At 66.5% G+C, this 13,220-nt stretch carries 14 protein-coding genes; 6 read left to right on the top strand and 8 right to left on the bottom strand.

What is annotated here, in order from left to right:
• Positions 1 to 10: 10 nt before the first annotated feature.
• From gspK to gspG, 5 genes are read right to left on the bottom strand one after another with little or no spacing between them, the layout of a single operon-like run.
• Complete coding sequence (gene gspK, locus AC07Q9_RS06420; RefSeq protein WP_495308107.1) at positions 11 to 1,048, bottom strand: type II secretion system minor pseudopilin GspK; 1,038 nt, start codon at positions 1,046 to 1,048, stop codon at positions 11 to 13.
• Positions 1,045 to 1,725 carry a PulJ/GspJ family protein gene (locus tag AC07Q9_RS06415; RefSeq protein WP_159273966.1) on the bottom strand — a complete coding sequence of 227 codons (681 nt, stop codon included), beginning with the start codon at positions 1,723 to 1,725 and terminating at the stop codon, positions 1,045 to 1,047. The genes gspK and AC07Q9_RS06415 overlap by 4 nt, the downstream gene beginning before the upstream one ends.
• Positions 1,725 to 2,105 carry a type II secretion system minor pseudopilin GspI gene (gene gspI / locus AC07Q9_RS06410; RefSeq protein ID WP_489059089.1) on the bottom strand — a complete coding sequence of 127 codons (381 nt, stop codon included), beginning with the start codon at positions 2,103 to 2,105 and terminating at the stop codon, positions 1,725 to 1,727. The genes AC07Q9_RS06415 and gspI overlap by 1 nt, the downstream gene beginning before the upstream one ends.
• Entirely contained in the window at positions 2,102 to 2,608 is a 507-nt protein-coding gene (locus AC07Q9_RS06405; RefSeq protein WP_495308105.1) for a prepilin-type N-terminal cleavage/methylation domain-containing protein, read from the bottom strand. The genes gspI and AC07Q9_RS06405 overlap by 4 nt, the downstream gene beginning before the upstream one ends.
• A complete protein-coding gene (gspG, locus tag AC07Q9_RS06400; RefSeq protein WP_307695495.1) occupies positions 2,583 to 3,023 on the bottom strand; it encodes a type II secretion system major pseudopilin GspG in 441 nt (146 codons plus the stop codon). The genes AC07Q9_RS06405 and gspG overlap by 26 nt, the downstream gene beginning before the upstream one ends.
• Before the next feature lie 50 nt (positions 3,024 to 3,073).
• Here gspG and AC07Q9_RS06395 point away from each other — a divergent pair, with 50 nt between their 5' ends.
• The gene (locus AC07Q9_RS06395; protein ID WP_495308102.1) at positions 3,074 to 3,697 is read left to right on the top strand and encodes a type II secretion system protein N; all 624 of its coding nucleotides are present in this window, start codon (positions 3,074 to 3,076) and stop codon (positions 3,695 to 3,697) included.
• Between the two features lie 25 nt (positions 3,698 to 3,722).
• Here AC07Q9_RS06395 and ilvA read toward each other — a convergent pair whose 3' ends face one another.
• On the bottom strand, positions 3,723 to 5,288 hold the full coding sequence (ilvA, locus tag AC07Q9_RS06390) for a threonine ammonia-lyase, biosynthetic (protein ID WP_495308100.1): 1,566 nt from the start codon (positions 5,286 to 5,288) through the stop codon (positions 3,723 to 3,725).
• Positions 5,289 to 5,361: 73 nt separating this feature from the next.
• Here ilvA and AC07Q9_RS06385 point away from each other — a divergent pair, with 73 nt between their 5' ends.
• On the top strand, positions 5,362 to 6,492 hold the full coding sequence (locus tag AC07Q9_RS06385) for a site-specific integrase (RefSeq protein ID WP_495308098.1): 1,131 nt from the start codon (positions 5,362 to 5,364) through the stop codon (positions 6,490 to 6,492).
• Between the two features lie 95 nt (positions 6,493 to 6,587).
• Here the strand turns inward: AC07Q9_RS06385 and AC07Q9_RS06380 are convergent, their stop codons facing one another.
• A complete protein-coding gene (locus tag AC07Q9_RS06380; protein ID WP_495308238.1) occupies positions 6,588 to 7,865 on the bottom strand; it encodes a porin in 1,278 nt (425 codons plus the stop codon).
• Positions 7,866 to 8,135: 270 nt separating this feature from the next.
• On the opposite strand from AC07Q9_RS06380, the gene AC07Q9_RS06375 reads away from it, so the two are divergent.
• Positions 8,136 to 8,585 carry an OsmC family protein gene (locus tag AC07Q9_RS06375; RefSeq protein WP_062472691.1) on the top strand — a complete coding sequence of 150 codons (450 nt, stop codon included), beginning with the start codon at positions 8,136 to 8,138 and terminating at the stop codon, positions 8,583 to 8,585.
• A 26-nt stretch (positions 8,586 to 8,611) separates the two neighbouring features.
• Here AC07Q9_RS06375 and coq7 read toward each other — a convergent pair whose 3' ends face one another.
• Positions 8,612 to 9,241, bottom strand: a complete 630-nt coding sequence (gene coq7, locus AC07Q9_RS06370) for a 2-polyprenyl-3-methyl-6-methoxy-1,4-benzoquinone monooxygenase (protein ID WP_489059080.1) — start codon at positions 9,239 to 9,241, stop codon at positions 8,612 to 8,614.
• A 281-nt stretch (positions 9,242 to 9,522) separates the two neighbouring features.
• Here coq7 and AC07Q9_RS06365 point away from each other — a divergent pair, with 281 nt between their 5' ends.
• The 3 genes from AC07Q9_RS06365 to AC07Q9_RS06355 all read left to right on the top strand — a co-directional run bounded on the left by AC07Q9_RS06365 (position 9,523) and on the right by AC07Q9_RS06355 (position 13,209).
• Entirely contained in the window at positions 9,523 to 10,767 is a 1,245-nt protein-coding gene (locus AC07Q9_RS06365; protein ID WP_495308095.1) for a porin, read from the top strand.
• A gap of 185 nt (positions 10,768 to 10,952) precedes the next feature.
• On the top strand, positions 10,953 to 11,933 hold the full coding sequence (locus tag AC07Q9_RS06360; RefSeq protein WP_056573001.1) for an ABC transporter permease: 981 nt from the start codon (positions 10,953 to 10,955) through the stop codon (positions 11,931 to 11,933).
• Between the two features lies 1 nt (position 11,934).
• A complete protein-coding gene (locus AC07Q9_RS06355; protein WP_495308093.1) occupies positions 11,935 to 13,209 on the top strand; it encodes a M20 aminoacylase family protein in 1,275 nt (424 codons plus the stop codon).
• The last annotated feature ends 11 nt before the right edge of the window (positions 13,210 to 13,220 follow it).

The following is a 13,220-nucleotide window of genomic DNA, read 5'->3' as shown; positions in this document are numbered from 1 at the left end:
GAAAGCGGCGTCAGGGTTTTGCCGGGGGCAGGGTGGCGCCCGCGCCACGGGTGCGCCAGACGGTGGTCACAGCCAGGCCTTTGCGAAAGAGCAGCGAGTGCTCTTCCACCCAGGTGCGGTCCAGCCGCAGCCGGCCGTACACCTCGAAATACTGCGTGCCCACGCCGTGCTGGGCCGCGTTGAAGCGCGAGCCGCCGCTGGGCAGGCCGGCGTTGGCTTCCTCGATGTTCTTGAAGAAGGAGCGGGTGCGCCGCTCCACCAGCTGGCGCGCGCTGGCGATGCCCAGCGATTCGACGCTCGCGCTGATGGCTTCGGCGCTGGCCGTGTTGAGGTTGAGCGTGGTGCGCTCCGGCAGGATCGTCACGTAGGGCTCGAGCGCGGCGGCGGTGGCGGGCGAGAGGCCGAGCCACACCAGCTGCGCGACTTCCTGCGGCATCAGGGGGGCGGCGCCGGTGTCGGCGCTGGCTTCGCTGCTGCCGCCACCGCCGCTACCGCCTGAGGCGGCGTCGGTGCTGCCGGTGTGCAGCGCGCTCGCGAGCCGCGCGGTCATCTGGGTCAGCTCGCCGGCCGGCAGGCCCAGCAGGTTGAAGAGGCGCGTGAAGGCGGCGACGCTGGCCGGCACCGGCTTGCCGGCGTCCACCAGCGACAGCACGTTCAGCTTGGACTGCGCGTCGACGATGCGGCCCGACAGGAAGGCGTCGGGCAGGCCTTCGAGGTTGTCGCTCGCCACGTTCTTCTCGGCCGACAGGAAGCTGGTGAGGCGAGCCTCTTCGAGCGGCACGGCCCACGGCTCGCCGAGGTGGTCGGGGCCGCCGGCGCGGCCGTCTTCGCCGAGGATCAGGCGCGACCAGTCGAGCGCGCCGATCAGCACCCAGGCCGCCTGCACGCGCGCGCGCTCGGCGCCTTCGACTTCGGCCGAGCGCCACTGCTGCCAGAGCGCGGCGGCGGAGAAGGTGGCGACCAGCATCACGGTCAGCATGGCGGCGAGCAGCGCGGCGCCGCGCTGGCGGCGTGCGCTGGCCACGCGATGGCGTTGCGGTGCGGTCATGAGCGCGGTCCCCCGAGCGTCGGGCGCACCCAGTCGCGCGTGAGCGTGCCCGAGAGCCCGTCGCCGGGCGGCAGGGTCAGGACGAGCCGCACGCCGTCGGGCATCGCGATGAGCGCGCCGGCCGGGTTGGAGGGGTTCGCCGCCGCCACGGGCAGCGGCTCCGCCGGCACCCAGGCGTTGTTGCGGAAGTACGCGAGCTGCCAGCTGTTGACCGGCATCAACGCGACATCCGTGGCGCCGCCGGTGGGTGCGGCGCCGTCCTGTGCCCAGGCGGCTGCGAGGTTCCAGGCCTGCACCCATTCGCCGCGCGTGGCGAAGGGCGCCGACTGCCAGCGCCGCCAGCGCGTGCCGTCGGCGCCTGGGCGCAGTGTCCAGGCGACGACCTGCACGGTCGGCGTGCTGGTGTCGCTGCCGCGGCGCGTCATGCGCAGCACGCGGCCGTCCCAGTCGATCGGGCGGGTCTGCGCGAGCAGGGTGATGGCGTCGAGGTCAGCGCTCCACTGCGCGAGCGTGGCCTGCAGCGTGAGCACCGCGTCGGCGCGCTGCTGGTTCTGCGTGGTGGCGCGCGACATGCTGTCCAGGCCGCGCCAGCTCACGAGCGCGAGCAGCGCCATCACCGCGATGGCGACCAGCAGCTCGATCAGTGTGAAGCCGCGCGCGCGCGAAGGCTTCGTCATCAGACGCGCCCCACCACGGTCGACACGCGCAGCAGCGGTGCGCTGCCTTCGTCGCGCACCTGCACGTCGACGCGCCGGAAATTCGGGTTGAGCGTGGGCACGGTCGTGGTCGTCACCAGGAAGGTGAGACCGGCCTGCAGGCAGATCGAGCCCGAGTCGCCGACGGCCGGCATCTGCCGCGACAGGCGCGCCTTGGCGAGTTCGTTTTCGGCGCACAGGCCGGCCAGCACGAGGTCGGACTGGCGCTGCGCATTGCGCGTGAGCGACATCGTGGCCTGCGAGCCCGCCGCGAGCGCGAGCGCGACGATGCCGAGTGCGATCAGCACCTCGATCAGCGTGAAGCCGCGGTGGCGTGCGGTGCGCCGCAGCCGTTGTCTCATGGCACGGCGAACACGGTGAAGGGCCGCAGCCCGTCGGTGGCAACGCGCAGCATGCGCGCGGGCGGGCCTTCGCTGTGCAGCATGACCTGCTGCGCCGGAATGATGGGGTCGGGCCCGAGCTGCAGCGCCGCCACCGGCGTGCCGCCGCCCAGCAGGGGCTGGGCCGTGATGCCGGCGTGGGTCCAGCCGGTGGGGAGGGCGTCGGCCGGCAGGCCGTCGAACACGAAGCCGCCGCCTTCGACGAGGCGCCAGCGCACCATGACGCCGCTGGCACGCGACTGGGCGCGGGCCGATTCGAGCAGGGCGGCGAGGCGGTCGGCCTCGCGGTCGAGCGCGGCGGCGTTGCTGTCGCGCATTGCGAAGCTGACGCCGGCGGTTGCGATGGCGATGATCGCGATCACCACGATCAGCTCCAGCAATGTGAAGCCGCGCGCCGCGCGAGGCATTGGCAGCACCACGCGGCCGGGGGTGATGCGCTTACTGCCAGCTGCCGATGTCGGCATTCTTGCCCTCGCCGCCGCTCTGTCCGTCGGCGCCGAAGGAGAGCACGTCGATTTCGCCCTTGATGCCGGGGTTCATGTACTGGTACGGATGGCCCCAGGGGTCGTTGGGCAGCTTCTCGACGTAGGGCTTCCAGTTGGGTGCGGCCGGGCCGGCGGTGGGGCGGGTCAGCAGCGCCTGCAGGCCCTGCTCGGCGGTCGGGTAGCGCTGGTTGTCGAGGCGGTAGAGCTTGAGTGCCTGCATCAGGTTGTTGATGTCGGTGCGGGCGGCGGTGACGCGGGCGTCGTCGGCGCGCTCGATCACGTTCGGCACGATCAGCGCAGCGAGCACGCCGATGATGACAAGCACCACCATGAGTTCGATCAGCGTGAAGCCGCGTTGTGCGGTGCGGGAGACGGAACGAAGGAGTTTGTTCATAGCTTGCGGGGACATGAGGCGGTAAGCGCGCTGCATGATAATCCGCGGCCATGACAAGTCCTTACTCCGCAGCCCGCTGGCATGCCCCACTTGCAACGACGGGGCTTTGGGCGTTGGCCGCGGGCGCCGCGGTGTTCTGGGCGCTGCGGCTGGCCTCGCCGGCCGACGCCGTGGCCGCCGCTGCCACGATGCCGCGCGCACCGGTCGCGGCCGATGCCGAGGCGGTGGCCCGGTTGCTGGGCGTGGTCACGGTGACGTCGAACGCGCCCGTGGCGCCGGAGGCTGCGAGCCGCTTCGCGCTGTCGGGCGTGGTGGCGGACCCGTCGAACCAGGGCGCGGCGCTGATCTCGATCGACGGCAAGCCGCCGCGGCCGTTCCGCGTCGGCTCGAAGGTCGGTGAGAGCTATGTGCTGCAGTCGGTGGGTGTGCGCGCGGCGACGCTCGGTGCCCAGCGCGACGGGCCGGCGGCGTTCACGCTGCAGCTGCCGGTGCGTGCGCCGCTGAGCATGGGGCTTCCGACGCCGCCTGGCGGTCTGCCCACGATGCAGTCACCTGCGCCAGCCGGGCCGTTGCCGGCCACGATGCCGGCGGTGGTGATGCCGCCTCAGCAGCCCCCGGCACTGGCGGGCGCCGCGATGGAGCCGCCGCCGCAGGCGCAGACCCCTGCGCAGTAAGCGCAGCGGTCTCTTTCTCTTTTCTTCAGGCCTGGAGGAACAGGCGGTAGGCCGGGTTGGCCGTTTCCTCGACGCAGGGATAGCCCAGCGTTTCGAGGAAGCTGTCGAAGGCCGCCGACTCTTCGGCCGGCACCTGCAGGCCCACGAGGATGCGTCCGTAGTCGGCGCCCTGGTTGCGGTAATGGAACAGGCTGATGTTCCAGTTCGGCCGCATCAGGCTCAGGAACTTGAGCAGCGCACCCGGACGCTCGGGGAACACGAAGCGCAGCAGGCGCTCGTCGTGCGCCAGCCCCGTGCGGCCGCCGACCAGGTGGCGCAGGTGCTCCTTGGCGAGCTCGTCGTGCGTGAGGTCGAGCGCGTCGAAGCCGTGTTCGATGAAGACCTTCGCGATGGTGGCCGACTCGCCGCGTGCCGAGGTCGTGAGGCCGACGAACACGTGGGCCTTGGCGGCATCGCTGATGCGGTAGTTGAACTCGGTCACGTTGCGCGGCGCAACGCCGGCCGGCAACTCGCTGATGAGTTCGCAGAAACGGCGGAAGCTGCCGCGCTCTTCGGGGATGGTCACGGCGAACAGCGCCTCGCGCTCCTCGCCGACCTCGGCCCGCTCGGCCACGAAGCGCAGCCGGTCGAAGTTCATGTTCGCGCCGCACAGGATCGCCGCGTAGGTCTCGCCTTGGCGGCCATGCTCGGCGGCGTACTGCTTGATGGCCGCCACGGCCAGCGCACCGGCCGGCTCGACGATGCTGCGCGTGTCGACGAAGACGTCCTTGATGGCGGCGCACACCGCATCGGTGTCGACCGAGATGTAGCTGTCGACCAGGTTCTGCGCGATGCGGAAGGTTTCCTCGCCGACCAGCTTGACGGCCGTGCCGTCGGAGAACAGGCCCACGTCGGGCAGGTTCACGCGCTGGTGCGCGGCGACCGATTGCATCATCGCGTCGGAGTCGTTCATCTGGACGCCGATCACCTTGATCTCGGGCCGCACGGCCTTGATGTAGTTGGCCACGCCGGAGATCAAACCACCGCCGCCGATCGCCACGAACACCGCGTCGAGCGGGCCCTGGTGCTGGCGCAGGATCTCCATCGCAATGGTGCCCTGGCCTGCGATGACATCGGGATCGTCGAACGGGTGGACGAAGGTCAGGTTCTGTTGCGCCTGCAATTCGAGCGCGTGCAGGTAGGCGTCGGAATAGCTGTCGCCGTGCAACACGATCTCGCCGCCGAAACCACGCACCGCATCGATCTTCAATTGCGGCGTGGTCACGGGCATCACGATCACTGCGCGCGTGCCGAGCTTGCGCGCACCGAGCGCAACGCCTTGCGCGTGATTGCCGGCCGATGCGCAAATCACACCGCTCGCCAATTGCGCTTTGCTCAGGTGCGCCATCTTGTTATAGGCACCGCGCAGTTTGAAACTGAATACGGGTTGCTGGTCCTCGCGCTTGAGCAATACGGTATTGCCGAGCCGCTCGCTGAGCGCGCGCGCCTTCTCCAACGCAGACTCGACAGCCACGTCGTAGACCCGCGCATTGAGGATTTTTCTGAGATAGTCGGCGGGCGTTAAGGCCGCAGTAACGGGTGCATTGCGCAAGATCTTTTCCAGGGAGTTTTCATTTGCTAACCATCAATCATAAGAGGCATCGGTATTGCATGCGGGGAATGGCATGGACACAAATGTCATAAACCTATTCCGCAAGGCTCCTGCTGCAAATGATTCCGGTTTTTTTGCGCGCACCTATCCCGCGATTCATACGCCCGCTAATTCGCTAACAGTTGGGCAGAATTTGTTATCAGTTTCTGTCAGTGACCTTTCGAAAGGACTGATGCAGGCCGAGGCCGCGCGCGTGCAACGCGGCGAAATCGGACGGCCCACATGGCAGGTCATGGGCAACAGATTGCGTGCGCACATCGTTCCGTTGCTGGGCGATGTGCCGGCGGCTGTGTTCGCGACCGCAGACGTGCAGCGCCTGATCGATCACCTCGGCGAACAAGGTTTCACCAGCACGACGATCGCGCAGTACCTTGTGCTGCTGCGCAAGGTGGTCATGCATGGCGTGCACGTCGGTGCATTGCGCGAGGCCCCCGTGTTCCCGAAGGTCAAGGTGCGCAGCCAGCCGCGCGGCAGCTTCAGCGTGGCGGAGTACCGTGCGCTGATTGCGGCGGCGCGCAGCGTGCGCGGCCATTCGCACCCGGTGCTGGACCGGCTGACGGCCGGCGAACGTTTCTGGATCGCTCGCGAATTGCTCGTCATGCCCGACGAGCTGCCCTGGCTGATCCGCTGGATGGTCAACACCTTCGTGCGTCCCAGCGACATCAAGCTCATGAAGCACAAGCACATCGAGGTGGTGCGAGGCAAGCATGTCTACCTGCGGATGAATCTGCCGGAGACCAAGCGGCACAGCCAGCCCATCGTGAGCCTGCGACCTGCCGTTCGTGTCTATGAATGCCTGCGCACGTACCGCGAGACGCATGGCTTCGGCGGGGCGGAAGACTACATCTTCATGCCGCACCTGAAGAACCGCGAGCACGCGCTGGCGGTTCTCAATTTCTTCTTTCACTGGGTGCTCGAAAAGACGGGGCTCGAAAAGGGGCCGCTGGGTCAATCGAGAACGCTGTACTGCCTGCGCCATACCGCCATCACGTTGCGGCTCCTGTATGGGCAGGGGATCGACATGCTGACCTTGGCGCGCAACGCACGCACGAGCGTCAACATGGTCGAACGTTTCTACGCATCGGTGTTGAGCGGAGAAATGAATGTGGGGCTGCTGCAGAGCAGGCGTGGCCGGGTGAGTTGAAGAAGGACAAAAAGCCGCCCGGCTTGAACCGGGCGGCTTGAGGGTCTCTTGATTCAAACTGGCGTGGGCCAGCATGAGAATCGAGCCGCGATCGATCAGAAGGCGTGACGGATGCCGAAGTCGTAGCCGGTCGAGGTCTTCGGGGTGAAGCCACCCGTGGTCACGAACGACGGGCCGCCAACGGTCAGACCTGCACCGTTCTTGTTGCTCACGCGAGCAACGGTGGCGTACAGGGCTGTGCGCTTCGACAGGTTGTGCACGTAGCCGATCGCCAGCTTGTTGGCCTTCTTGTCGGCGGGCAGCACTTCCCACGGGGTGCGGGCAACCAGGTTCTCGTCGTACTTGACGCTCGAGTACGAAGCGCGGATCAGGCCGGCACCGACCGGCACGGTCACGCCGAGCAGATAGCCGGTCAGGTCGATGTCTGGACGGCCACCGAGGTACGGTTCGACTTCGTAGTCGACCTTGTTCTTGGCGCGCGACAGTTCACCGAACAGCTTCACCGGACCGAAGTCGTACGAAGCGCCCAGGTTCAGCGTGTTGACCTTGGTGGTCGTGCCGACGTAGAACTGGTCGCCCACGGTGCTGCTCCCGTAACCCAGCGCAACGTCCAGCGGGCCGTTGGCGTAGCCGAAGCGGCCACCGATGTAACGGCCGGTGCGCGACGTGTTGTCCGTGGAAGGCGTAGCCAGGCCAGGGCTGTACTTGGTCTTCTCGCTGAAGCCGTACATCACTTGACCGTAGAAACCACCCAGGTTCGGCGGCAGGAAGTAGCCGATGCTGTTGCCGGCGCGCGCATAGGTGCTGCCACCGGCATCGGGGAGTTGCGGAACGTTCTTGAGGGCATCGGGGAGCTTCTTGCCGTCGGCGTAGCCGGTGAAGCTGCCGAACGCGCCGTTGGCGGTGTTGACCAGGTTGGTGCCCACGCCGTTGGTGCCGAACGGATCGAACACGGTGTCATTCCAGAAGGTCGGGGTGTAGTCGCGGCCGAGGCGGACTTCACCGAAACCGCCTGAGAGGCTCACGGTCGAACGGCGCGTGAATGTCGACACGCCGGTCTGACCATCGTCGTTGCTGATCGGCGCTTCGAGCCAGAAGCTGGCGGCCAGGCCACCACCGAGGTCTTCCGTGCCACGGAAGCCCAGGCGGCTGGAGTTGTAGCCCGAGTGGGCCAGTTCGCGGCGGCTTGCCTTGACGCTGCCGCGGTTCACGTAGAACGGGTTGTAGATGGGGAAGCCCAGCTTGTCGTACGTGACGCCGTTGCCCAGGTCACGCGAGGTGGACGAGTAGCCGCTGATCGACGCGTCGACCACACCAAACAGCGTGACGGACGACTGAGCCGAGGCAACACCGGCAACAGCCAGGGCAGCCAGAGCAGCTGCCCTTTCAGGGGGGCGGCTAGAGTGGCGCCGTCATGGGACGCACAAAGAAAAAAGCCCCGAGTTTTGCAACTCGGGGCTAAATCCACCAATTGGAAGGGTGGAGGAGACAACTGGGTGCACACCATGAAGTGCGCAGCAATGAAATAGAGTATACCCACCCTTTGTTGCGATGCAACAAGCAGGCGATGCTTTTCCCACACACAAACCGATGTTGGCGTGCACTTTTGCGCACCAATTCATCCCAATTGGAGCTGAAACACCATGGAATGCACAGTAAGTTGGACCGGTGACGCAGGCACCCGATCGGCCATGGGCTTCGTGGCCGAGACTGGCAGCGGCCACGTCCTGATGATGGACGGCGCCCCGGACGCAGCCAAGCCCGAGAACGGCGGCCAGAACCTGGCGGCGCGGCCGATGGAAACCGTGCTTGCGGGCACGGGCGGGTGCACGGCCTACGACGTGGTGCTCATATTGAAAAGGGGGCGCCATCGCGTCGAACGCTGCAGTGTGAAGCTGACCAGCGAGCGCGCCGAAAAGGACCCCAAGGTCTTCACGAAGATCCACATGCACTTCACCGTGGCGGGCAAGGGCATTCCGGCCACCGCCGTGGAGCGGGCGATCGCGCTGAGCCACGAAACCTACTGCTCCGCCAGCATCATGTTGGCGAAGACGGCGGAAATCACGACCAGCTTCGACCTGATCGAGACCTGAAACGCCGGGTGGCGGCGCGCTGGGCCTTAAATCCGGTGCGCGACGGTCGTCATGACCCGGGACGCCAGGCGCATCAGGGCCTTGGCGGGGGCCGGCAGTTCCGCGGCGCCCGCGTCGACGGCTTGCGTGGCATGGCGGGCTTCATCGATCTTCATCTGCTCGACCACGGCGCGGGAGGCGTGATCGGTCGGCGGCAGGCGGTCCAGGTGGCTTTCAAGGTGCGCTTCCACCTGCCGTTCGGTTTCGGCGACAAAGCCGAGGCTCAGGGGATCGCCCAGGCGTCCGGCAACCAGTCCGAGCCCGAAGGCTCCTGCATACCAGAGCGGGTTCAGGAGGGACGGTCGGGCACCCAGGTCGTCCAGCCGTTGCCGGGTCCAGGCCAGGTGATCGGTTTCTTCATGCGCGGCTTCCAGGAAGTGCGCACGCAGCGCCGGGTCCCGCGCCACGGCGGCCTGGGCGGTGTACAGCGCCTGGGCGCACACCTCGCCGACATGGTTCACGCGCATCAGCGCCCCGGCTTCGCGGCGCTCCGACTCGCTCAATTCACCTTGCGGCTGGATCGCGGGCGGAAGCGCCCGGGTGGCGTGAGATCGAGCAAAAAGCGTGCGCAAAGCCGCATCGGCGGCAGTCAGGGCGGGGTCGAGCAGGGCAGTCATGGCTCTATTTGAACGCACCTGTCCAGCGATGCAAGGAGGGCACATTTCGTTTCATATCGTGGCAAAACCACCTGTCTAAGTCCTTTGTTGCACGACTGCAACGAAACACACGGGGCTTCCAAGATTTAGGGCGATTTGTTTTGCCCTGCCGCAGCGGCTCTGGTGCAATAGCATCAACTTCCCAAAAGGAGGTTGGCCCGGGGTCCGGTGGGAGCACTAAGTGCCAGTCACGGTGAGCCCTTCGCACCGGAGCCCTATGTTTAACCTTGGAGAAACTTGCAATGAAAAAATCTCTAGTTGCTCTGGCTGCCCTGGCTGTTGCCGGTGTTGCCTCGGCTCAGTCGTCCGTCACGCTGTTTGGTGTGGTCGACGCGTCGATCAGCGGCTACTCGTCCACCTCGCGTGACCTGAACGGTGCCACCTTCCTGAACCCGTTCTACCTGAACAAGGGCAGCGTCAAGGCCAGCAGCCGTCAACTGGCTAACTCGGGCTACAACTCCAGCCGTCTGGGCTTCCGTGGTACGGAAGACCTCGGTGGTGGCCTGGCCGCCAGCTTCTGGCTCGAAGCTCCGATCAAGAACGATGACGGCTCTGAAGGTGTTGCAACGTTCGCACGTCGCTCGACCGTGAGCCTGTCGGGTGGTTTCGGTGAAATCCGCCTGGGTCGTGACTACACCCCGACGTTCTGGAACGACACCGTGTTCGATCCGTTCGGCACCAACGGCGTTGGCACCAACCTGATCTCGACGGCCAATGGCTCGTTCGGCGGCTTCGGTTCGCCCGCAGCTTCGGTTGGTTCGATCAGCAACGTCGGCGCGAACAACTACGTGCGCGCCAGCAACACGATCGGCTACTTCCTGCCGCCGAACCTGGGTGGTTTCTACGGTCAAGTGATGTACGGCTTCAGCGAGAAGACCAAGTACAGCCCTGGCCTGGCAACGCCTGATGTGGCTAACAGCCAGCGTCAAGGTCGTTACGTCGGCGGTCGCTTCGGCTACGCCAACGGCCCCCTGGACGTGGCTCTGGCTTACGGCAGCAGCACCGTGGGTGACAACTACTACCCCGGCACGACCGACAAGGTCAACACGCTGAACCTGGGCGCTTCGTACGACTTCGGTCCCGTGAAGCTGTTCGGTGAACTGTCGCGCGCCAAGAACAAGCGTGACTACGAAGTCACCCCGTTCGCTGGCGGCCGTGCTGACACGGACCTGACCGGTTACCTGCTCGGCGTGACCGTGCCGGTCGGTGCTGGCCTGATCCGCGCTTCGTACTCGGCAGTCAAGTACGACCTGAACCAGCCTGACGTGCTGTTCCAGCCGCGTCTGGCTGACCCGAAGGCCAACAAGCTGGCCATCGGCTACGTGCACAACCTGTCGAAGCGCACGGCTCTGTACGCTACCGTTGCTCGCGTGAGCAACAAGAACGGTGCTTCGCTGACCGTCGGCGGCCCGTCGTTCGTGACCACGGGTGGCTTCACCCCGAAGACCTCGACCGGCTACGACTTCGGTATCCGTCACGCTTTCTAATTTGATGCTGGCGTAAGCCAGCTTCGAATCGAAAGACTCAAAAGCCACCCGGCGCAAGCCGGGTGGCTTTTTTCATTGGGGCGCGCCTGTTCTCACTCGTAAAAATTGCGCCTCCACCCCCGGGGAACCCCCGTGCGGGCACGCTGTTTGCACTGCTAGCATGCCGCGATCACTCTTGTTGCTGAATGACTGCCTTTGTACTGCGCCGCCTGATCCAGGCCGTGATCGTCATGATCGCGGTTGCGTTCATTGCCTTCCTCCTCTTTCAATATGTCGGCGACCCGGTCGTGTTCCTGCTGGGACAAGACGCCAAGCCCGACCAGATCCGTGAAATGCGCGCCGCATTGGGGCTCGACCGACCCTTCTTCGTGCAGTTCTGGCACTTCCTCGTCAATGCGGCGCAAGGCGAGTTCGGGCTGAGCCTGCGCCAGGGCGCCAAGGTGTCGCGCTTGATCGGCGAGCGCTTCCCGGCCACGCTCGAGCTCGCGCTCGTGGCCGCGGCCCTGGCCCTGTTCGTCGGCATCCCGATGGGCGTGTACACCGCCCTGCGCCGTGGCACCTTCATGAGCCAGGTGTTCATGACCGTGTCGCTGCTCGGCGTGTCGCTGCCCACCTTCCTGATCGGCATCCTGCTGATCCTCGTCTTCGCCGTGACGCTGGGCTGGTTCCCGAGCTTCGGGCGCGGCGATACCGTGCAGTTCGGCTGGTGGACCAGCGGCCTGTTCAAGGCCGATGGCTGGCACCACATCATCCTGCCGGCGGTGACGCTGGCGATCTTCCAGCTCACGCTGATCATGCGGCTGGTGCGCGCCGAGATGCTCGAGGTGCTGCGCACCGACTACATCAAGTTCGCACGCGCACGGGGCTTGTCGAACCGCGCGATCCACTTCGGCCACGCCCTCAAGAACACGCTGGTGCCGGTCATGACCATCACCGGCCTGCAGCTCGGTGGCCTGATCGCCTTCGCGATCATCACGGAGTCGGTGTTCCAGTGGCCCGGCATGGGGCTGCTCTTCATCCAGGCCGTGACCTTCGCGGACATCCCCGTGATGGCCGCCTACCTGTGCCTGATCGCGTTGATCTTCGTGGTGATCAATCTCGTGGTCGACCTGTTGTACTTCGTGGTCGATCCCCGGCTGCGCGTGGGCAAGGCGGGAGGCCATTGAGGTGAGCGCCCCAACAGCTGCCACCGCGCCGCGCCTGCAGGCCTCTGGCCGGGCCTTCGCGCACATCGCCAGCTTCTACCCCGAGATCACGGCCTTTCGCCGCGACCTGCACGCCCACCCCGAGCTCGGCTTCGAAGAGGTCTACACGGCGGGCCGCGTGCGCGAGGCGCTGCGCGCCTGCGGCGTGGACGAGATCCACGAAGGCATCGGCAAGACCGGCGTCGTCGGCGTCATCCGCGGCAAGTCGACGGCCAGCGGCCGCATGATCGGCCTGCGCGCCGACATGGACGCGCTGCCCATGCGCGAGGACAACGACTTCGGCTGGCGCTCCGCCAACGACGGCCTGATGCACGGCTGCGGCCACGACGGCCACACCGCCATGCTCGTCGGCGCCGCGCGCTACCTGGCCGAGACGCGCGACTTCGACGGCACCGCCGTGCTGATCTTCCAGCCCGGCGAAGAAGGCTTTGCCGGTGCGCGCGTGATGATCGAAGACGGCCTGTTCGACCGCTTTCCGGTGAACGCCGTCTATGCGATGCACAACTGGCCCGCGATGCCCGCTGGCACCGTCGGCATCAACCGCGGCGCCATGATGGCCGCGGCCGACCGCGTGACGATCGAGATCAAGGGCAAGGGCGGCCATGGCGCGCACGCCTACCAGACCATCGATCCTGTCGTGGTGGCCGCGCACATCATCACCGCGGCGCAGACCATCGTGTCGCGCAGCGTGCGCCCCATCGACGCGGCCGTCGTCAGCATCTGCGCCGTGCAGGCCGGCGACCTCGGCGCGATGAGCGTGATCCCGGGCGAGGCCACGCTGGTCGGCACCGTGCGCACCTTCAGCGCGCGCGTGCAGGCGCAGGTCGAGCAGCGACTGAGCGAGCTGTGCACGGCCATTGCCGCCGGCTTTGGCGCGACCGCGACGATCAAGTACGAGCGCATCTATCCGGCCACCATCAACACCGCCCCCGAAGCGATGTTCGCGGCCGACGTGGCCGAATCGCTGGTTGGCGCGAAGAACGTCGACCGCAACATGGAGCCCAGCATGGGCGCCGAAGATTTCTCTTTCATGCTGCAGAAGAAGGCCGGTGCCTACCTGCGCATCGGCCAGGACGCCCGCAGCGGCGCCTTCCTGCACAACAGCCGCTACGACTTCAATGACGAGATCCTGCCGCTGGGCGCCGCACTGCATGCGGGCCTGATCGAGCAGGGCATGCCGCTGGCTGCTACCCGCAGCCTGCAGCCAGGGAAAGCCGCCGCCACCGCGGCGCCGTGATGTGTTCGATT

This window comes from Variovorax sp. GW821-FHT09A10, assembly GCF_059418385.1.
The sequence above is the reverse complement of the archived record's forward strand: the minus strand, read 5'-3'. Positions and strand labels throughout refer to the sequence as shown.